The sequence below is a fragment of the Streptococcus sp. k-90 genome, from assembly GCF_013277565.1.
Classification (GTDB): Bacteria; Bacillota; Bacilli; order Lactobacillales; family Streptococcaceae; genus Streptococcus.
The window spans coordinates 1-21632 of record NZ_VMNE01000012.1; the positions used below are offsets into that span (position 1 = coordinate 1).

18 protein-coding genes are annotated in these 21632 nt (G+C 39.4%); 17 read left to right on the forward strand and 1 reads right to left on the reverse strand.

The features are described from left to right. Positions 1 to 363 precede the first annotated feature (363 nt). The 12 genes from HT734_RS04360 to HT734_RS04415 all read left to right on the forward strand — a co-directional run bounded on the left by HT734_RS04360 (position 364) and on the right by HT734_RS04415 (position 14350). Positions 364 to 1344, forward strand: a complete 981-nt coding sequence (locus tag HT734_RS04360) for an acetylxylan esterase (protein WP_061759281.1) — start codon at positions 364 to 366, stop codon at positions 1342 to 1344. A 621-nt stretch (positions 1345 to 1965) separates the two neighbouring features. After that, positions 1966 to 5730, forward strand: coding sequence for an SIALI-17 repeat-containing surface protein (locus HT734_RS04365; protein WP_173277902.1), 3765 nt, complete (start codon positions 1966 to 1968; stop codon positions 5728 to 5730). A 381-nt stretch (positions 5731 to 6111) separates the two neighbouring features. After that, positions 6112 to 6810 (forward strand): N-acetylmannosamine-6-phosphate 2-epimerase, encoded by a 699-nt coding sequence (locus HT734_RS04370; RefSeq protein ID WP_061087697.1) that lies wholly within the window; start codon positions 6112 to 6114, stop codon positions 6808 to 6810. A 113-nt stretch (positions 6811 to 6923) separates the two neighbouring features. Continuing rightward, on the forward strand, positions 6924 to 8252 hold the full coding sequence (locus tag HT734_RS04375; RefSeq protein ID WP_173277904.1) for an ABC transporter substrate-binding protein: 1329 nt from the start codon (positions 6924 to 6926) through the stop codon (positions 8250 to 8252). Between the two features lie 154 nt (positions 8253 to 8406). Further along, positions 8407 to 9273 carry a sugar ABC transporter permease gene (locus HT734_RS04380; RefSeq protein WP_161970153.1) on the forward strand — a complete coding sequence of 289 codons (867 nt, stop codon included), beginning with the start codon at positions 8407 to 8409 and terminating at the stop codon, positions 9271 to 9273. 15 nt (positions 9274 to 9288) lie between these two features. Further along, the gene (locus HT734_RS04385; protein WP_061759284.1) at positions 9289 to 10128 is read left to right on the forward strand and encodes a carbohydrate ABC transporter permease; all 840 of its coding nucleotides are present in this window, start codon (positions 9289 to 9291) and stop codon (positions 10126 to 10128) included. A 125-nt stretch (positions 10129 to 10253) separates the two neighbouring features. Beyond that, entirely contained in the window at positions 10254 to 10706 is a 453-nt protein-coding gene (locus tag HT734_RS04390; RefSeq protein WP_061087699.1) for a YhcH/YjgK/YiaL family protein, read from the forward strand. A gap of 282 nt (positions 10707 to 10988) precedes the next feature. Then, positions 10989 to 11633, forward strand: a complete 645-nt coding sequence (locus tag HT734_RS04395) for a YesL family protein (RefSeq protein WP_061087700.1) — start codon at positions 10989 to 10991, stop codon at positions 11631 to 11633. 173 nt (positions 11634 to 11806) lie between these two features. Further along, complete coding sequence (locus HT734_RS04400; RefSeq protein ID WP_061087701.1) at positions 11807 to 12724, forward strand: dihydrodipicolinate synthase family protein; 918 nt, start codon at positions 11807 to 11809, stop codon at positions 12722 to 12724. A 17-nt stretch (positions 12725 to 12741) separates the two neighbouring features. After that, complete coding sequence (locus HT734_RS04405) at positions 12742 to 13626, forward strand: ROK family protein (RefSeq protein WP_061087702.1); 885 nt, start codon at positions 12742 to 12744, stop codon at positions 13624 to 13626. Between the two features lie 96 nt (positions 13627 to 13722). Beyond that, positions 13723 to 14010 (forward strand): XRE family transcriptional regulator, encoded by a 288-nt coding sequence (locus HT734_RS04410; RefSeq protein WP_033683246.1) that lies wholly within the window; start codon positions 13723 to 13725, stop codon positions 14008 to 14010. Continuing rightward, entirely contained in the window at positions 14000 to 14350 is a 351-nt protein-coding gene (locus tag HT734_RS04415) for a type II toxin-antitoxin system RelE/ParE family toxin (RefSeq protein ID WP_061087703.1), read from the forward strand. The genes HT734_RS04410 and HT734_RS04415 overlap by 11 nt, the downstream gene beginning before the upstream one ends. A gap of 61 nt (positions 14351 to 14411) precedes the next feature. On the opposite strand, the gene HT734_RS04420 is transcribed toward HT734_RS04415, so the two are convergent. Beyond that, positions 14412 to 15263 (reverse strand): MurR/RpiR family transcriptional regulator, encoded by an 852-nt coding sequence (locus HT734_RS04420; protein WP_173277906.1) that lies wholly within the window; start codon positions 15261 to 15263, stop codon positions 14412 to 14414. 193 nt (positions 15264 to 15456) lie between these two features. Here HT734_RS04420 and pbp2b point away from each other — a divergent pair, with 193 nt between their 5' ends. The 5 genes from pbp2b (at position 15457) to HT734_RS04445 (ending at position 21597) form a co-directional block, all read left to right on the forward strand. Beyond that, positions 15457 to 17514 carry a penicillin-binding protein PBP2B gene (gene pbp2b, locus HT734_RS04425; RefSeq protein WP_173277908.1) on the forward strand — a complete coding sequence of 686 codons (2058 nt, stop codon included), beginning with the start codon at positions 15457 to 15459 and terminating at the stop codon, positions 17512 to 17514. Between the two features lie 10 nt (positions 17515 to 17524). Beyond that, a complete protein-coding gene (gene recR / locus HT734_RS04430; protein WP_000966748.1) occupies positions 17525 to 18121 on the forward strand; it encodes a recombination mediator RecR in 597 nt (198 codons plus the stop codon). A 175-nt stretch (positions 18122 to 18296) separates the two neighbouring features. Further along, the gene (locus tag HT734_RS04435; RefSeq protein WP_173277911.1) at positions 18297 to 19340 is read left to right on the forward strand and encodes a D-alanine--D-alanine ligase; all 1044 of its coding nucleotides are present in this window, start codon (positions 18297 to 18299) and stop codon (positions 19338 to 19340) included. 84 nt (positions 19341 to 19424) lie between these two features. After that, positions 19425 to 20798 carry a UDP-N-acetylmuramoyl-tripeptide--D-alanyl-D-alanine ligase gene (gene murF, locus HT734_RS04440; protein ID WP_173277913.1) on the forward strand — a complete coding sequence of 458 codons (1374 nt, stop codon included), beginning with the start codon at positions 19425 to 19427 and terminating at the stop codon, positions 20796 to 20798. 94 nt (positions 20799 to 20892) lie between these two features. After that, positions 20893 to 21597 (forward strand): TIGR02206 family membrane protein, encoded by a 705-nt coding sequence (locus tag HT734_RS04445; protein ID WP_173277915.1) that lies wholly within the window; start codon positions 20893 to 20895, stop codon positions 21595 to 21597. Positions 21598 to 21632 lie beyond the last annotated feature (35 nt).

Here is a 21632-nt window from a genome sequence, read left to right on the forward strand (position 1 = left end):
CCTGCGGCTAGTTTCCTAGTTTGCTCTTTGATTTTCATTGAGTATAAGCTTTCTCTAAGAAAATCTTAAGCTAGTTTTCAGGTTTGCCCCTTATACTAGAGTCATCAAAAAGAAACGAGGACTCTCACATGACAGTAACGATTAAAGTAAATTACCAAACCACTTTTCAAAAGAAAGAAGCAACAAAATAAGCTTGAATAGGAGAAGAAGGGCAGAAATGCTCTTTTTTCGTTTCTAAAACTACTTTCAGCCTGTCATCCTAAAAGTAAAGAATCTAAAATCACTTTCTATTTGCTTTTCTTTCTTGCATTGCTTTTCTAGATATGCTACAGTTGTGATAGCGATTACAAAAAGGAGCATGCTATGAAAAATCCAGCTTTGTTAGAAGAAATTAAGACTTATAAAGGACGAGATGAGGTTCCAGAGGACTTTGATGCTTTCTGGGATGAGGAAGTGAAAAAAGTTTCAACTCTTCCAGCCTACCAGTTGGAGGAAAGAGATTTCTGCATTCCTCAAATCAAGTGCTATGAGTTAACATTTGAAGGAACCAATGAAGGAAAGATCTATGCGCGCGTCGTTCTTCCAAAGAGTGAGGAGAAGGTTCCGATAATCTTCCATTTCCATGGTTATATGGGACGTGGCTGGGACTGGGCCGACATGCTGTCCTATACCGTATCTGGTTACGGTGTTGTCTCCATAGATGTGCGGGGCCAGTCAGGTTACTCGCAAGACGGCTTGCGGTCTCCTCTAGGAAATACAGTTAAGGGGCATATTATCCGTGGTGCTGTGGAAGATCGGGAGCACCTCTTTTATAAGGATGTCTATTTGGATATTTACCAGTTGGTTGAAATTATTGCCAGTTTGTCTCAGGTTGATGAGAATCGTCTTTCTAGCTATGGTGCCTCTCAAGGAGGGGCTTTAGCTTTGGTTGCAGCAGCACTCAATCCTCGGATTCAGAAAACAGTTGCCATCTATCCCTTCTTGTCAGACTTTAGACGAGTGCTTGAGATTGGTAATACTAGCGAGGCTTACGACGAACTTTTCCGTTATTTCAAGTTTCACGATCCCTTCCATGAAACTGAGGAGGAAATCATGGCGACCCTGGCCTATATCGATGTGAAAAATCTCGCTCATCGTATCAAGGGTGAGGTTAAGATGATTACGGGCTTGGACGATGATGTTTGCTATCCTATTACCCAGTTTGCGATTTACAACCGTCTCACCTGCGATAAGACCTATCGCATCATGCCTGAGTATGCCCACGAAGCCATGAATGTCTTTGTAAATGACCAAGTATACAACTGGCTATGTGGTAGTGAGATTCCTTTTAAATATGTGAAGTGATGAATGAGAGAGCCTAGTAGCTCTCTTTTTGTACAGAGTCTAGTCAGCAAATATTCTAGTTCATATATACTTTGAAATTCAGTAACTCTTATAGCTATCACTGTATTTTAGGGAAAGAATGATAGAGTCCTTAATATGAACTATGATACGAATGCTTTGAAGCGGAAATGATAGACGAATGGCTATTTCTGAATCATACCCCAATGTTTTTCCCTGTATTAGAAAGGATATGGAAACTAAAGTCATCCATAAGAAGCCAAACCGATTTTTTCTTTGATTTTGTCATTCTTATGTCTAATGTGGTGAAACCTATTTCAATACATTGAAAATCACCTGTGAAATGTGTTATAATTTATAAGAAAATATACAGTTTCGCTACAAATGAACATTTATATATAAGTTTGTGTATAAGATGGTTTTCTCGTTAGGATAATATCTTGTAAAAACGATATTCCTGTAGATACAGTACTTAAATAGCATTTGTAAAGTAGCAAAATAGTCCATGTCTATTTTTATTGTAAGAATCAAAATAGAGAGTGTTATGCTAATGGAAACTGTAATATTTTATTTTTTAGAATATACTTGGATAAATTAACTTTGAAAGTTAAAGTGAGGTAATATATGTTTATATGTTTAAAGGGTTTAGGGAAATTTCGTAAATCCAAAGCTTATGGTTTGGTTGGTTGTTTGACACTATCAGCGGTGATTGGCTTAGCTGCACCAGAGTTACCAGTTATTGGTGGCGGGGTTGTTTATGCTGATGTCATTCAAGGTGGTAGCGATATTCAAGATGTGGATGTTCATAGTAAATCTGCAGAAGGTGTTGCTATGACTTACACCACTTATGACAGTGGAACGAGTGGAAAACAAACCGCATCAGGTAGCGGTGTCTTTGTAGCTCCGAATGTGATGGTAACAGTAGCTCATAACTACTATGATAAAAACCAAGAGGATAAGTCTGCGGTCTTGCGTGGTGGGGAGTCTGCTCGTAGTTATGTTGTGATGAACTCGGAAAAGGAGAAAAGCAATAAAGTACCTACTTCTGGTGTATCGGAAGCTCTTGAAAAAGACTCTATTCACTTGTATAACGGCAAAGACTTTGGTAAAGACTATAGCAACGACTTAGCAGTAGTGGTAACTAAAAAGCCTGTAGAAGCTATGACAGGTGGTGAGGACTCTCCAAGAGAGTTGAGTCATAAAGAGGTTTCTACTGGTGATAAAATCACTATGGTCGGATATCCCAATGATTTTTCTACTCCAAATTTAAGTAAAGAAAATAAAGCTCGCTTGAAAGACGGTAAGGCTTATTCAGTCTCAACAACTGTGAGCAGTATCAATAAAGAGAGTGGTGCAGTCACTTATCATTCCTCAGCTTTAGGAGGTTTTTCAGGTGCTCCTTTGTTTAATGATAAGGGAGAGGTAGTCGGTATCCACCAGCACGGAACAAATACTTCAAACGCTCCTGAGAGTGAGCGTATTGGCGGTGGTACTATCTTTACGGACAAGCACAGAGCTTGGATTCGTTCTATGATTGATAAATATGGTATAAAGGGTTGGTATATAGATGGTGCAAACCGTTACTACTATGATGAAAATCATATAGCTTTAAAAGATGTAGAGTCTGAGATTGATGGTGCTTTATATAGTTTTGATGAAAAAGGTCGAGCTACTTTAGTAAAAGGTGAAGAAAAAGGTCGTGTTCTACTTCGAGTGGAAGATACTAAAGGAACTCGTTTAATTTCAGATAAGGTTGTTCAGGAAGGTCCTGTTGGAAGTGGCTTGAATTTTCATTTAAGACAAAATCCAGACTTCAAACAGTTAATAGCAACTTCCCCAACAGCTAAAGTGGTATCCTATAACGGAGTGCCAATTAACAAACTAGCAAGTGATACTACTTGGTCTGATGAATATGTTAGTAAGTTAGCTTTAGGAGATACAATTATAAGAGCGGTAGTAGATTCGGTAACTCCTCCATCAACGTCTTCTTCGGATTTTGCAAGAACTGAAGTTGGTAAAGTCGATTTGAGTGGTAAATCGAATTTACCTGTACCTAGTAAAGAGGTGTTACAAGCTCCGAATGGCTCAGAAAATTTCTATGCTACAACGCACATTCAAACGCCAGATGGGTCGGGGTCAGGTACTTTAATTGCACCCAATTTGGTGTTAACAGTCGCTCATAATTTCTTAACAGTTAAAGGTTCTGAAGTAATTACTAAATCTGGTCGTACCAATACAGTGTATAAAGCAACTTTGCCGAATGGTAAGTCTGTGAATTTTTCAGATGATGATATTGTTTATTGGAATAAAAAAGATTCAGTATTTGGATTTAAAAATGACTTAGCTTTGGTTCGGTTAAAAGAAGCAGTAAAAGGAGTAACTCCTGTAGAGGTTGTAAAACAATCTTCGAAAGTTGCAGAGGGGGATTCAGTTTCGGTCTATGGTTTTCCAGATAACAAGCTAAGTCCAGTTTTAGATAGCAAAGTAGTAGGAACTACAGACTTCGGTTCTGGAATAGAGGGAATTAGCTATGGAGGTACGAAACCTGGAGCGTCTGGTGGTGGTCTTTATAATGATAAAGGTGCTTTAATTGGAGTTCACCAAAATGGTGTTGTAGGAAGCCGCAGTGGTGGTTTAGTCTTATCAAAAGAGCAGCTGGATTGGGTTCGTTCTTATATTGAGGGTCAACCAAAAGATCCTGTCTATGTGGAAGATAAAGAAGTGGAACCTTCTAAGAAGGATTCGGATAAGGATTTAGCTGGGAAATTAGATCCAAAAAAAGATAGTGGAAAAGAAGATTCTGGTATTTTAGGTACATCTGGTGACTTTGCAGCTCCTACAGTAGATAAGCCAGAGTTTAAAGGTGGAGTTCCTTTCACTGAATCTCCTATACTGGAAATCCCAGAGTATACGGGTGTATTATCAACCTTAGGAGAAGAATCGGCCCCAACAGTTGAACAGCATGACTTTACAGGCGGAGTTAACGGAGGCGAATCACTTGTTACAGAAGTTCCAGAGTATAGCGGTGTTCTCTCCACATTAGGAGACACTCCAGCCCCTATAGTAGCTAGGCCAGAGTTTAAAGGTGGCGTGAATGGGGGCGACTCACTTGTTACAGAAGTTCCAGAGTATAGCGGTATTATATCCACATTAGGTGATTCTCCAGCTCCTACAGTAGCTAAGCCAGAGTTTAAAGGCGGAGTGAATGGTGCGGATGCTGAGGTCCATCATATTTCAGACTATACAGGTGGAGTTCCTTTCATTGAATCTCCGATACTAGAAATCCCAGAGTATATGGGTGATACATTATCAACCTCAGGAGAAGAATCGGCCCCAACAGTTGAACACCATGACTTTACAGGCGGGGTTAATGGAGGCGACTCACTTGTTACAGAAGTTCCAGAGTATAGCGGTGTTCTATCCACATTAGGTGATTCTCCAGCTCCTACAGTCTCTAAGCCAGAGTTTACAGGTGGCGTGAATGGAGGCGACTCACTTGTTACAGAAGTTCCAGAGTATAGCGGTATTATATCCACATTAGGAGATTCTCCAGCTCCTACAGTCTCTAAGCCAGAGTTTACAGGTGGCGTGAATGGTGCGGTTGCTGAGATTCATCACCTTCCAGATTTCACAGGCGGAGTGAATACAGTAACTAGTGTTGTGTATGATGTAGAAAATTATACAGAAGTATTATCTACAGCAGGAGAAGGAAGTTCAGTAGTGAAATCTACTGATAAACAAGTAAATAATAAAGACAGTAAGGATGAAGCAGAAACTAAGCACGTTATCACAGAAATTGCTAGTTCACAACGTATTTTAAAAAATGAAACAGGAAGTATTCAAATTCAAGCTTCAGAAGAAGTATTGAAAAATGTGATAGGTATTCAAATTCAAGAAGTTCAAGTTAGTGATTTAAGTTCATTAAACTACAAAGCATTTGATATCAAATTGAAGGATGTAAATGGCAGATATGTCAAACCTGAAGGAAAAGTCCTTGTTACTTTTGCTACAGATCAGTCCGTTGAGAATGTTTATGCTGTAGATCCAGAAGGAAAACTACACACTATTGAATTCGAACAAAAAGATGGAAAGATTATTTTTGAGACTAATAATTCTAGTATTTATGCGATGACTTTCCGACACTCCATTGATAATCCACCATTTAAAAATATTACAGAAGATAACAAGGCTGAAGAACTTTCACTGTCATCTAAATTGTTATCAACAAATGAATACTCTGAATCTAATCGATTAGAGAATAAAGTAAGTAATAACGAACAGTCTAAGTTACCAAATACAGGTGAGAATAAATCAATAACAACAGTTTTGCTTGGTTTTGTGGGAATGATCCTTGGAGTAATGATTTCCTATAAACAAAAAGACAGTTAACTTTGTCTGAAATCTCACTTTGAACTTCTATGTTAATCTAAAATAAACCAGTCTGGAATCTAATAAGATAGTTAGAATTCTAGGCTGGTTTTATAGATATAAATTGGAATAGAGAGGTAAATAAAAATAATACTCAATTAAAATCAAAAAGCAAACTAGGAAGCTGACTGCAGACTGCACTTGAGTACGGTAAGGCGACGCTGACGCGTTTTAAATTAGTATAATAGATGTGAATTATTTTCTCTGCTGAAACTACTTTCAAGATACGCTGTTCTATAAAATACTTTTGAAACTGAAATCTATTCTATGACAAAGTATTGAAAGCGCTTTAAAAATAGTATATAATTGTCTCATAAGAAAAAAGGAAAAGGAGGAAAAAGGATGCCACAGATTACTAAAGAAGCCTTGATTGCACAAATCAAAGATGGAATCATTGTTTCTTGTCAGGCCCTTCCTCACGAACCGCTTTATACAGAAGCGGGAGGAGTCATCCCCTTGCTGGTCAAAGCGGCTGAGCAAGGTGGAGCAGTCGGTATTCGAGCCAATAGTGTTCGTGATATCAAGGAAATTAAAGAGGTTACAAAACTTCCGATTATAGGGATTATCAAACGAGATTATCCACCTCAAGAACCCTTCATCACTGCTACTATGAAAGAAGTTGATGAATTAGCAGAACTAGATATTGAAGTGATTGCTCTAGACTGTACTAAACGCGAACGCTACGATGGTTTGGAGATTCAGGAGTTTATCCGTCAGGTTAAGGAAAAATATCCTAACCAGCTCTTGATGGCTGATACTAGTACCTTCGAAGAAGGGTTAGCAGCCGTAGAAGCAGGAATTGACTTCGTTGGAACAACCTTATCAGGTTACACATCTTACAGTCCAAAGGTAGACGGTCCAGATTTTGAACTAATCAAGAAGTTCTGTGATGCGGGTGTAGATGTTATCGCTGAAGGGAAAATTCATACACCAGAACAAGCCAAACAAATCCTAGGATATGGAGTGCGAGGTATTGTTGTTGGTGGCGCTATTACTAGACCAAAAGAGATTACAGAACGCTTTGTTGCTGGTCTTAAATAACACAATCTCAAAATAGAGGAGAGTGGTGGAAGCGTCGGATAAAATGAAAACGTATACAGATGCAAACTTGCTCATTATCCAATATGGATACGCTTATAAATAGGAGAATACAAATGAAATTTAGAAAACTAGCTTGTACAGTGCTTGCGGGTGCTGCGATTCTTGGTCTTGCTGCTTGTGGAAATTCTGGCGGAAGTAAAGATGCTGCAAAATCGGGTAGCGATAGCGGAAAAACAGAAATCACTTGGTGGGCATTCCCAGTCTTCACTCAAGAAAAAACTGGTGATGGTGTTGGAACTTATGAAAAATCTATCATCGCAGCCTTTGAAAAAGCAAACCCAGATGTTAAAGTGAAATTGGAAACTATCGACTTTAAGTCAGGTCCAGAAAAAATCACTACAGCTATCGAAGCAGGTACAGCTCCTGACGTCCTCTTTGACGCACCAGGACGTATCATCCAATACGGTAAAAATGGAAAATTGGCTGACTTGAACGACCTCTTTACAGACGACTTTGTTAAAGATGTTAACAATGAAAATATTGTAAAAGCAAGTAAAGCTGGCGATAAAGCTTATATGTATCCAATCAGTTCAGCACCATTCTACATGGCTATGAACAAGAAAATGTTGGAAGAAGCTGGAGTTGCGAATCTTGTAAAAGAAGGCTGGACAACAGACGACTTTGAAAAAGTATTGAAAGCACTCAAAGCTAAAGGCTATACACCAGGTTCATTGTTCAGTTCAGGTCAAGGGGGAGACCAAGGAACACGTGCCTTCATTTCAAACCTTTATGGTGCTTCTGTAACTGATAAAGATGTTACTAAGTATACAACTGATGATCCTAAATTCGTTAAAGGTCTTGAAAAAGCAACTAGCTGGATTAAAGATGGTTTGTTGAATAATGGTTCACAATTTGATGGTGGAGCAGATATCCAAAACTTTGCTAACGGCCAAACATCATACACTACTCTTTGGGCACCATCTCAAAATGGTATCCAAGCTAAACTATTGGAAGCAAGTAAAGTAGAAGTGGTAGAAGTACCATTCCCATCTGATTCTGGTAAACCAGCTCTTGAATACCTTGTAAACGGATTTGCAGTATTTAACAACAAAGACGACAAGAAAATTGCTGCTTCTAAGAAATTTGTTCAATTCATCGCTGATGATAAAGAATGGGGTCCAAAAGATGTTGTTCGTACAGGAGCATTCCCAGTTCGTACATCATTTGGTAAACTCTATGATGACAAACGTATGGAAACAATCGGTGCTTGGACTAAGTACTACTCACCATACTACAATACAATTGATGGTTTTGCAGAAATGAGAACTCTATGGTTCCCAATGTTGCAATCAGTTTCAAATGGCGATCAAAAACCAGCTGATGCATTGAAAGCATTTACTGAAAAAGCAAACGAAACTATCAAAAAAGCTACTAAACAATAAACCCTAAACTAGATTTTGTAGCCCCTTTTCCCTTTGCACGCTTGTGTAAGAAAAGGGGGCTTTTATTTAAAAGGTAAATCATCATTCTCTTAGGAGATTATCAATAAAAGAAAAGGAAAGAGAGGTGCCGATAGTGAAAGTTAATAAAATTCGTATGAGAGAAACTATTATTTCTTATGCTTTCCTAGCGCCAGTTTTATTCTTCTTCATTGTCTTCGTTTTAGTACCAATGATTATGGGCTTTATCACAAGTTTCTTTAACTACTCTATGACTAGTTTTGAATTTGTGGGCTTAGATAACTATATCCGTATGTTTAAAGATCCTGTCTTTACAAAATCTCTGATTAACACAGTTATTTTGGTTGTTGGATCTGTACCGATTGTTGTTCTCTTTTCGCTCTTTGTGGCGTCGCAAACCTACCATCAAAATGCTATTGCCAGATCCTTCTACCGTTTTGTCTTTTTCCTTCCTGTCGTAACAGGTAGTGTTGCCGTAACGGTTGTATGGAAATGGATCTATGACCCACTATCAGGTATCTTGAACTTTGTGCTTAAATCAAGCCATATTATTACTCAAAATATTTCATGGCTGGGAGACAAACACTGGGCATTGCTGGCAATTATGATTATCCTCTTGACAACTTCAGTTGGTCAACCAATCATCCTCTACATAGCTGCTATGGGGAATATTGACAATTCATTGGTTGAAGCGGCTCGTGTAGACGGTGCAACTGAATTTCAAGTTTTCTGGAAGATTAAATGGCCAAGCCTTCTTCCAACAACTCTTTATATCGCAATCATCACAACAATCAACTCATTCCAAGTTTTCGCCTTGATTCAGCTTTTGACATCTGGTGGGCCAAACTACTCAACAAGTACCTTGATGTACTACCTATACGAAAAAGCCTTCCAATTGACAGAATATGGTTATGCCAACACAATTGGTGTCTTCTTGGCAGTCATGATTGCTATCGTAAGCTTTGTTCAATTTAAAGCACTCGGAAACGACGTAGAATATTAAAGAAAGGAGACAGCTATGCAATCTACACAAAAGAAACCATTAACAGCCTTTACTGTTATTTCAACAATCATTTTGCTCTTATTGACCGTGCTGTTCATCTTTCCATTCTACTGGATTTTGACAGGGGCATTTAAATCACAACCTGATACAATCGTAATTCCACCACAGTGGTTCCCTAAAATGCCAACCATGGAAAACTTCCAACAACTCATGGTGCAAAACCCTGCTATGCAATGGATGTGGAACTCAGTATTTATCTCATTGGTAACTATGTTCTTAGTCTGTGCAACTTCATCTCTAGCAGGTTATGTATTGGCTAAAAAACGTTTCTATGGTCAACGTATCCTCTTTGCAATCTTTATTGCTGCTATGGCTCTTCCAAAACAAGTTGTCCTTGTACCATTGGTACGTATCGTCAACTTCATGGGAATCCACGATACTCTCTGGGCAGTTATCTTGCCTTTGATTGGATGGCCATTTGGGGTTTTCCTTATGAAACAATTTAGTGAAAATATTCCAACAGAGTTGCTTGAATCAGCTAAAATTGATGGTTGTGGTGAGATTCGTACTTTCTGGAGCGTAGCTTTCCCAATTGTAAAACCAGGGTTTGCGGCTCTTGCAATCTTTACCTTCATCAATACTTGGAACGACTACTTCATGCAGTTGGTTATGTTGACTTCACGTAACAATTTGACTATTTCACTCGGTGTTGCGACCATGCAAGCCGAAATGGCAACCAACTATGGTTTAATCATGGCAGGTGCAGCTCTTGCTGCAGTGCCAATCGTAACAGTCTTCCTAGTCTTCCAAAAATCCTTCACACAAGGTATTACTATGGGAGCTGTTAAAGGATAAGAAACGATTTCTTTTACAGTATCAATTGGCTATTGCTAGCACTATCTAAAAGCCTCCGACAGTAAATGACACTGTTGGAGGTGTTAGTTTTAATCGCTTAATGACGATTTTTAAAGGAGAAAATAATGATTTTTGACGATTTGAAAAATATTAGCTTCTATAAAGGGATTCATCCCAATCTTGACAAGGCAATTGATTATCTTTATGAACATCGTAAAGATTCATTCGAGTTAGGAAAATATGATATTGATGGTGACAAGGTTTTTCTAGTTGTTCAAGAAAATGTCCTAAATAAAGCTGAAAATGACCAGTTTGAACATCACAAGAACTATGCAGACTTGCATTTATTGGTAGAAGGGCATGAATATTCGAGCTACGGTTCACGTATCAAAGATGAAGCAGTAGCATTTGACGAAACAAGTGATATTGGTTTTGTCCATTGTCATGAACACTACCCACTCTTGTTGGGGTATCACAATTTTGCGATTTTCTTCCCAGGAGAGCCACATCAACCAAATGGTTATGCAGGTATGGAAGATCAAGTTCGCAAGTATTTGTTTAAAATTTTAATTGATTAGAATGATAGATCGAGATAGCTGATGACTATCTTATATTCTTCGAAAATCAAATTCAAACCGCGTCAGCTTCGCCTTGGAATATATATGTGACTGATCTCGTCAGTCTTATCTACAACCTCAAAGCAGTGCTTTGAGCAACCTACGGCTAGCTTCCTAGTTTGCTCTTTGATTTTCATTGAGTATTATTGAACACTTTTGAAAATTGAGTTTAAGAGTTGAATCTTATCAATTGATAAATCGGAATGATTTAGCAAGTGATATAAATTATAGGGGGAGTAAAAGATGTCACAAAAAGGAAGAAGTCTCATCAAGGCTGCATTTGATACAGATAATTTTCTAATGCGAATTAGTGAGAAGGTTTTAGATATTGTAACAGTCAATCTTCTCTTTGTAGTAACTTGTTTGCCAATCGTAACGATTGGAGTAGCCAAAATTAGTCTCTATCAGACAATGTTTGAAATCAAGCAAAGTAGACGTGTTCCAGTTTTTAGAACCTATCTAAGAGTTTTTAGGCAAAACCTGAAACTAGGTTTTCAGTTGGGGATGTTAGAATTAGGAATTGTATTTCTAACTCTTTCAGATCTCTATCTTTTCTGGGGTCAAACAGCTCTGCCCTTCCAATTGGTGAAAGCTATTTGTCTAGGTATTCTTATCTTCCTCACCATTGTGATGTTGGCTAGTTACCCTATCGCGGCACGTTATGACCTATCTTGGAAAGAAATTCTTCAAAAAGGACTGATGTTGGCTAGTTTTAACGCTCCTTGGTTTATCTTGATGATCGCAACTATCTTTTTGATTTTGATGATTCTATATCTATCAGCCTTTACCCTTCTATTGGGAGGATCAGCTTTTATTCTCTTTGGTTTTGGACTTCTTGCTTTTTTACAAGTAGGAGTGATGGAAAAGCTATTTGCTAAGTATGAGTAAGGGTTGCAATTATTTCTGAAACTACTTTCAAACGCTCCAAACGCTATTCTATAAGCAAGAAACTAAAATCTAAGTGTCTACAAAATATTGAAAGCCTTTTCGGTAAAGTGTATACTAAAGAAGTAAAGAAAGAATCTGCTTTAGCAGAAAATAAAAATAATAGGAGAAAATCTATGTCAGATTTGAAAAAATACGAAGGTATCATTCCAGCCTTCTACGCATGTTATGATGAACAAGGAGAAGTAAGTCCAGAACGTACGCGTTCCTTGGTTCAATACTTTATTGATAAAGGTGTTCAAGGTCTTTATGTCAATGGTTCTTCTGGTGAATGTATCTACCAAAGTGTTGAAGACCGCAAGTTGATTTTGGAAGAAGTCATGGCAGTTGCCAAAGGTAAATTAACTATTATTGCCCATGTTGCTTGCAATAATACTAAAGATAGTATGGAACTAGCTCGCCATGCTGAAAGCTTGGGAGTAGATGCCATTGCAACGATTCCACCAATTTACTTCCGCTTGCCAGAATACTCAGTTGCCAAATACTGGAACGATATTAGTTCTGCAGCTCCAAATACAGACTATGTTATCTACAACATTCCTCAATTGGCAGGTGTTGCTTTGACTCCAAGTCTTTATACTGAAATGTTGAAGAATCCTCGTGTTATCGGTGTGAAGAACTCTTCTATGCCAGTTCAAGATATCCAAACTTTTGTTAGCCTTGGTGGAGAAGACCATATCGTCTTTAATGGTCCAGATGAGCAGTTCCTAGGAGGACGCCTCATGGGTGCTAAGGCTGGTATCGGTGGTACTTACGGTGCTATGCCAGAACTCTTCTTGAAACTTAACCAATTGATTGCGGATAAAGACTTGGAAACAGCGCGTGAATTACAATACGCTATCAACGCTATCATTGGTAAACTCACTTCTGCACATGGAAATATGTATGGTGTCATTAAAGAAGTCTTGAAGATCAATGAAGGACTTAATATTGGATCTGTTCGTTCACCTTTGACACCAGTGACTGAAGAAGATCGTCCAGTTGTGGAAGCAGCTGCAGCCTTGATTCGTGAAACCAAGGAGCGCTTCCTCTAATCTATAAGGAGGTATTTATGACACACTACGTTGCAATTGATATCGGTGGAACCAACATCAAATATGGCTTGATCGACCAAGAAGGCCAACTTGTTGAATCGCATGAAATGCCAACAGAAGCGCATCAGGGTGGACCTCATATCTTACAAAAGACCAAAGATATTGTAGCCAGCTATTTAGAAAAAGGCCCAGTAGCAGGTGTTGCCATTTCTTCTGCTGGGATGGTGGATCCAGACAAGGGTGAAATCTTCTATGCTGGTCCTCAAATCCCTAACTATGCAGGTACCCAGTTCAAAAAGGAAATCGAGACTAGCTTTACTATTCCTTGTGAGATTGAAAATGATGTCAACTGTGCAGGTCTAGCTGAGGCAGTATCTGGTTCAGGTAAGGGAGCGAGTGTCACTCTTTGCTTGACTATTGGAACCGGTATCGGTGGTTGTTTGATTATGGATGGGAAAGTTTTCCATGGATTTAGCAATTCAGCCTGTGAAGTTGGTTATATGCATATGCAGGATGGAGCGTTCCAAGATTTGGCTTCTACAACAGCCTTGGTTGAGTATGTAGCAGCAGGTCATGGAGATCCAGTTGACCAGTGGAATGGTCGACGTATTTTTAAGGAAGCTACTGAAGGAAACAAAATCTGCATGGAAGGCATTGACCGCATGGTAGATTACCTTGGGAAAGGTCTGGCAAATATTTGCTACGTTGCCAATCCAGAAGTGGTCATTCTCGGTGGTGGTATCATGGGGCAAGAGGCTATCCTCAAACCTAAGATCCGTACAGCCTTGAAAGAGGCTTTGGTACCAAGTTTAGCAGAAAAAACACGATTAGAATTTGCTCATCATCAAAATACGGCAGGTATGTTGGGTGCTTATTATCACTTTAAAACAAAACAATCCTAGTTTGGTTTAACCAAACTAGGATTTTCTAATCAAGTTCCCTTGACTTTCTTTATAATTGTGAGATAATAAAAAAAATATATAAAGGAATTATATAAAATGGCTATAGCGAATTCAAGTAAAATGGTAACCTTCCAAGCTAATAGAGAATTGGTAAACGATGCTATGGAAGTGTTAAAAGAACAAAATCTCTCTCTTTCATCAGCACTCAGATTATTTTTAAAGAATGTTGTCGTAACAAATGGAGTAGATTTACTGAGTGAAGAGGAATTAGAGAAGGAGTATTTGTTTAGACAATTACAAGCAGAAGTTCAAGAAAGTTATGCCAAGATTGAGGCTGGAAATTACTTGACAGATGAGGATGTCGTGACACGCTATGGATTATAAAAAATATAGGATTTTGTATTCTCCTAGAGTGATTGATAGTCTGGATAAAATATATCAGTATATAGCGGAGGAAATCGGTTTTGTAGAGGCTGCGAGAAGAAAAGTGGCGAGTATCAGAAAAGATATTAATCGTCTAGAAATTTTCCCCCAAGCTGGATTTGATGCCGATGAAAAATTTGGTAAGAAATTAGACCCTCGCTACCAAACGCGAGGATTGACCTTGAGTAAGGATTACATCGTATTATATACAATTGTTGAGGATACCGTCAGACTTGCTTATTTACTCCCTTCAAAAAGTGATTACATGAAATTATTCAAGACTAAGTCAAGATACGACTGATTCATAATCTTGAAGAGGTATGTTTGGTGATGAATAAAAATCCTAGTTTGGCTGAGCTAAACTAGGATTTTCTTATACGTTTTTGTCTACGATAGCCGTTGAGTTTCTTATTTTCCCAGTAGCTATTAAAGATTTTTTCCTTGCTTTCACGATTGATTTCCAAAAAGTAGGCATAAATCAAATCGATAAAGAAGAGCATAGGAAGTTGAGCGGATATTCGTTGGATGTAGGAGGGTTGGCTGTGGGTGGCTACAAGAACAGTCTCTGTATAGGCCTGACTATCTTTATTGGGAACACTTGTAAAAAGTACAGTCTTTGCCCCCATATCCTTAGCGTCTAATAGACTATCTAAAATAGAAGGTGTTGTACCAGAAAGTGAGAAACCGAGTACTAGACAATTTTCGTCCATAATACTGGTTGTCCAAGCAAAGCCGTCTTGATCGGTCAAGGCCTCGCAGACCACACCCAGACGCATGAAGCGCAATTTCATTTCACGAGCAACAAGGCCAGAACTCCCTGTTCCGAAGAAGTAGACACGCTCAGCATCTTCGATTAATTGGGCAATTCGTTCTAGTTGGACTTCGTCAATCAAGTCTTGTGTCTGTTCCCTCATATTGCTATAGCTTCTGAGGACTCGTTTGGTCAGTGGACTGTGCTTGGAGACTTGGTTGGCTTGATTTTCTGCCTGATGTTGGTATTGGAAAATGAATTCTCGGTAGCCAGTAAAGCCACACTTTTTAGCAAAGCGAGTTAGTGCGGCCTGAGAGATATGTAATTTTTGAGTGACTTGTTGAGAAGATAAATCATCTGTAATCGTTTCAGCTTGCAAAAAATAGCGAGCGATTTCTTGCTCTAGGTCTGTCATTTCTTCAAAATGTGAATCAATGACAGTTGCGATATCTGGTTTGTCCATAGGGAAGGCTCCTTTAAATGAGTCGTGTTGGAAAAAGACTAGATTATTGAACTTTTACATTCATTATAACATATAATATAGGGATGAATAAATAAAAACGTATCTTGCCGTAAAAACGAAAAAAAGCTTCTTGCTTTTCCATAATTTTCTGCTCAAATTGTGGTACAATGAAGAGTAAGATTTTAAGTTAGAAATGAGACTGATTTGTATGAGAAAATTTAACAGCCACTCGATTCCGATTCGGCTTAATTTATTGTTTTCAATCGTCATTTTACTCTTTATGACCATTATTGGTCGTTTGTTGTATATGCAGGTTTTGAACAAGGATTTTTACGAAAAAAAGCTAGCCTCAGCTAGTCAGACCAAGGTCACAACCAGTTCTGCCCGTGGGGAAATCTATGATGCTAGTGGAAAACCTTTGGTAGAAAATACGTTAAAGCAGGTTGTTTCCTTTACGCGTAGTAATAAAATGACGGCTAAAGATCTGAAAGAAATCGCTAGTCAGTTGCTTGGATATGTGAGTATCAGTTCGCCCAATTTGACAGAACGCCAGTTGGCTGATTACTATTTGGCTGATCCTGAAATCTATAAAAAAACAGTGGAGGCTCTCCCAGGTGAGAAACGCTTGGATTCAGATGGCAATCGTCTATCCGAATCAGAACTGTATAACAATGCGGTCGATAGTGTCCAAGCGAGTCAACTAAACTATACAGAGGATGAAAAGAAAGAAGTCTATCTTTTTAGTCAGTTAAATGCGGTTGGAAACTTTGCGACAGGAAGCATTGTGACGGATTCTTTGACAGATACCCAGATTGCTCTGATTGCCTCCGCTTCCAAGAAATTACCTGGTATCAGTATTTCTACTTCTTGGGAAAGAAAAGTTTTAGAAACTTCCCTTTCCTCTATAATTGGTAGTGTGTCGAGTGAAAAAGCTGGTCTCCCAGCGGAAGAAGCGGATGCCTATCTTAAAAAAGGTTATTCTCTTAATGACCGTGTTGGGACTTCTTACCTGGAAAAACAATACGAGGAAACCTTACAAGGAAAACGCTCGGTGAAAGAAATTCATCTAGATAAGTACGGTAACATGGAAAGTGTCGAAAATATCGAAGCTGGTACTAAAGGGAATAATATTAAACTGACCATTGATTTGGCCTTCCAAGATAGTGTAGATGCTTTGCTGAAAAGTTATTTCAATTCAGAGTTGGGAAATGGTGGGGCCAAGTATTCTGAAGGCGTGTATGCAGTCGCCCTTAATCCCAAAACAGGTGCTGTTTTATCCATGTCAGGGATCAAACATGACTTGAAAACAGGCGAGTTAACATCGGATTCCTTGGGAACGATAACCAATGTCTTTGTCCCAGGTTCGGTTGTAAAAGCGGCAACTATTAGTTCTGGTTGGGAAAATGGTGTGCTATCTGGTAATCAAACTTTGACAGACCAGTCAATTATTTTTCAAGGCTCACCCCCTATCAATTCTTGGTATACAGCTTTTTCTGGTCCGATGCCGATTACAGCTGTTCAAGCCTTGGAGTATTCATCCAATACCTATATGGTCCAAACGGCTTTAGGAATCATGGGATTAACTTATCAACCGAATATGATTGCAGGAATTGGAAACTTAGGATCAGCTATGGGGAAATTACGCTCAACCTTTGGTGAGTATGGTTTGGGATCAGCTACAGGTATTGATTTACCAGATGAATCTACTGGCTTTATTCCTAAAGATTATGATCTAGCTAATTATATTACGAATTCATTTGGTCAATTTGATAACTATACGCCGATGCAGTTGGCTCAGTATGTGGCAACTATTGCTAACAATGGAGTTCGTGTGGCTCCTCGTATTGTTGAAGGTATTTATGGAAATAATGATAAGGGAGGACTGGGCGACTTGATTCAGCAACTGAAACCGACAGAGATGAACAAGGTCAATATTTCTGACTCCGATATGAGTATCTTGCAACAAGGATTTTATCAGGTTGCCCATGGGACTAGTGGATTGACAACTGGTCGTGCCTTTTCAAATGGTGCCTTGGTATCTATTAGCGGAAAAACGGGTACAGCCGAAAGTTATGTGGCAGATGGTCAGCAAGCAACCAATACCAATGCGGTGGCCTATGCCCCATCTGATAATCCCCAAATTGCTGTGGCAGTGGTCTTTCCTCATAATACCAATCTAACAAATGGTGTAGGACCGTCCATTGCGCGTGATATTATCAATCTGTATCAAAAATACCATCCAATGAATTAGAAAGGAATTTATGCTTTATCCAACACCTATCGCCAAGCTAATTGACAGTTATTCTAAGTTACCAGGTATCGGGATTAAGACGGCTACGCGTTTGGCCTTTTATACCATTGGCATGTCTGATGACGACGTCAATGAATTTGCAAAAAATCTCCTTTCTGCTAAGAGAGAGCTGACCTATTGTTCCATCTGTGGTCGCTTGACCGATGATGATCCATGCTCCATCTGTACCGATCCAAGTCGTGACCAGACAACGATTTTGGTGCTAGAGGATAGTCGTGATGTGGCGGCCATGGAAAATATCCAAGAATATCATGGACTTTATCATGTTTTGCATGGCCTGATTTCCCCCATGAATGGCATCAGCCCAGATGATATCAATCTCAAGAGCCTCATGACTCGTCTCATGGATAGTGAGGTTTCAGAAGTCATCGTAGCAACCAATGCCACGGCAGATGGGGAAGCGACTTCCATGTATCTTTCACGCTTACTCAAGCCAGCTGGTATTAAGGTTACGCGTCTGGCACGAGGTCTTGCTGTGGGGGCAGATATCGAGTATGCGGACGAAGTTACACTCTTACGAGCCATTGAAAATCGGACAGAGCTGTAAGTCTAGATAAATTAATAAACTAAATTCATTTATACAAAAAATCAAGGAGATCGATATTTGTTTTATCGGTCTCTTTTTAGATTACTTTAAGACCAGTATCGGGTTCAAGTTTCAAAAAAGAAGCAAATATGATATACTAAAGAACGAGTATTCTATTAGAATTGGAACAAATAAAATGAAACAAACGATTATTCTTTTATATGGTGGGCGTAGTGCAGAGCGTGAAGTCTCTGTCCTTTCAGCTGAGAGTGTCATGCGTGCGGTCAACTACGATCGTTTCACAGTCAAGACTTTCTTCATTAGCCAGTCTGGTGACTTTATCAAAACTCAGGAATTTAGCCAGACTCCTGGTCAAGAGGACCGTCTCATGACCAATGAAACCATTGATTGGGATAAGAAAGTTGCTCCAAGTGCTATCTACGAAGAAGGTGCAGTGGTCTTTCCAGTTCTTCACGGTCCGATGGGAGAAGATGGCTCTGTTCAAGGATTCCTTGAAGTTTTGAAAATGCCTTATGTCGGCTGTAATATCTTATCATCTAGTCTTGCCATGGATAAAATCACGACCAAGCGTGTTTTAGAATCTGCTGGCATTGCCCAAGTTCCTTATGTGGCTATCGTTGAAGGGGACGATGTGACTGCTAAAATCGCTGAAGTGGAAGAAAAATTGACTTATCCAGTTTTCACAAAACCATCAAACATGGGTTCTAGTGTCGGTATTTCTAAGTCTGAAAATCAAGAAGAACTCCGTCAAGCCTTGAAACTTGCCTTCCAATATGACAGCCGTGTCTTGGTTGAGCAAGGAGTGAATGCCCGTGAAATCGAGGTTGGTCTCTTGGGTAACTACGATGTCAAAAGCACGTTGCCAGGGGAAGTAGTCAAGGATGTTGCCTTTTATGACTACGATGCCAAGTATATTGACAACAAGATTACTATGGACATCCCAGCCAACATCAGTGATGATGTAGTAGCTGTCATGCGCCAAAATGCAGAAACAGCCTTCCGTGCCATTGGTGGGCTCGGTCTCTCTCGTTGCGATTTCTTCTATACAGATAAGGGAGAGGTTTTCCTCAACGAGCTCAATACCATGCCAGGATTCACCCAGTGGTCTATGTATCCACTTCTTTGGGACAATATGGGAATTAGCTACCCAGACTTAATCGAGCGATTGGTTGATCTTGCCAAGGAAAGTTTTGACAAGCGCGAAGCGCATTTGCTATAAAAATGAAAGAGAGGGTAGGAGCCAGAACCATCACTGCAAGGTGACTAGAGTTCTCGAGCTTCGACCCTTTTTAAAGGAGTAGAAATGAAATTAACAATCCATGAAGTGGCTCAAGTTGTAGGAGCTAAAAATGATATCAGCATCTTTGAGGACACCCAGTTAGAGAAAGCTGAGTTTGACAGTCGTTTGATTGGGACTGGAGATTTATTTGTGCCACTCAAAGGTGCGCGTGATGGTCACGACTTTATCGAAACAGCTTTTGAAAATGGTGCAGTAGTAACCCTGTCTGAGAAAGAGGTCGCAAATCACCCCTACATTCTAGTAGACGACGTTTTGGCTGCCTTTCAATCACTAGCTGCCTACTATCTTGAGAAAACAGCTGTTGATGTCTTTGCTGTAACGGGTTCAAATGGTAAGACGACGACCAAGGATATGTTGGCGCATTTGCTATCAACAACCTACAAAACCTACAAAACACAAGGCAATTACAATAACGAGATTGGCCTTCCTTATACAGTTCTCCATATGCCTGAAGGAACAGAAAAGTTGGTCTTGGAGATGGGGCAGGATCACTTGGGAGATATTCGTCTCTTGTCTGAATTGGCCCGTCCAAAAACAGCCATCGTAACTTTGGTTGGAGAAGCCCATTTGGCCTTTTTCAAAGACCGTTCTGAGATTGCTAAAGGAAAAATGCAAATTGCTGATGGCATGGCTTCAGGTTCTTTACTTTTGGCGCCAGCTGACCCTATTGTAGAGGACTACTTGCCTACGGATAAGAAGGTGATTCGTTTTGGTCAGGGAACAGAGCTGGAAGTCACAGACTTGATTGAGCGCAAGGACAGTCTGACCTTTAAGGCTAATTTCTTGGAACAAGCCCTTGATTTGCCAGTGACTGGTAAGTACAATGCCACCAATGCTATGATTGCGTCCTATGTTGCCCTACAAGAAGGAGTTTCAGAGGAGCAGATTCGTCAGGCCTTCCAAAATCTTGAATTGACGCGTAACCGTACCGAGTGGAAGAAAGCATCCAATGGAGCAGATATCCTATCAGATGTTTACAATGCCAATCCGACTGCTATGAAATTAATTTTAGAGACTTTCTCTGCTATTCCAGCCAATGAAGGTGGCAAGAAAATTGCAGTGTTGGCGGATATGAAGGAACTGGGCGACCAGTCTGTTCAACTTCATAATCAGATGATCTTGAGCCTTTCGCCAGATGTGCTTGATACCCTTATTTTCTATGGAGAAGACATTGCTGAATTAGCCCAATTGGCCAGTCAAATGTTCCCAATCGGCCATGTTTATTACTTCAAAAAAACAGAAGACCAAGACCAATTTGAAGACCTAGTTAAGCAGGTCAAGGAAAGTCTAGGAGCTAATGACCAAATCTTGCTCAAAGGCTCTAACTCTATGAATCTAGCCAAGTTAGTAGAAAGTTTAGAAACTGAAGACAAGTAATTTTGTCAAACATTTACGTATTTCTAAATCCATTTTTCTTAAGTAGCATGGTATAATAAAATGCAGGAAAATTTTGAATCATGAGGAAGACTAGATGAATTTATGGGATATTTTCTTTACGACCCAAGCAACAGAGCCACCCAAGTTTGATCTTTTTTGGTATGTCAGTATATTTACACTCTTGGGTTTGACCTTCTATACAGCCTATCGCTATCGTGAAATGAAGGCTTACCAACGATTTTTCCAAATCTTGCAGGCAGTTCAGTTGATCCTACTTTATGGTTGGTATGGGGTCAACCATATGCCGCTGTCAGAAAGCCTACCTTTTTACCATTGCCGTATGGCTATGTTTGTGGTGCTTTTGCTTCCTGGTCAGTCTAAATATAGGCAGTATTTTGCATTACTAGGAACATTTGGGACATTAGCAGCCTTTGTTTATCCAGTGCCAGATGCTTATCCTTTCCCCCATATTGCGATTTTGTCCTTTATCTTTGGGCATTTAGCACTCTTGGGGAACTCTCTAGTTTATCTATTGAGACACTATAATGCGCGATTGTTGGATGTGAAGGGAATTTTTCTCATGACCTTTGCCCTAAATGCCTTGATTTTTGTGGTCAATTTGGTAACAGGTGGTGATTACGGATTCTTGACAAAACCGCCATTGGTTGGAGATCACGGCTTAGTAGCTAATTATTTAATCGTTTCTCTGGCCTTGGCAGCGGCGATTACATTGACAAAGAAAATCTTGGAACTATTTTTAGAACAAGAAGCAGAAAAAATGATTGCAAAGAAAGCTTAGAAATGAGCTTTCTTTTTTGTACAATAGACAGATTG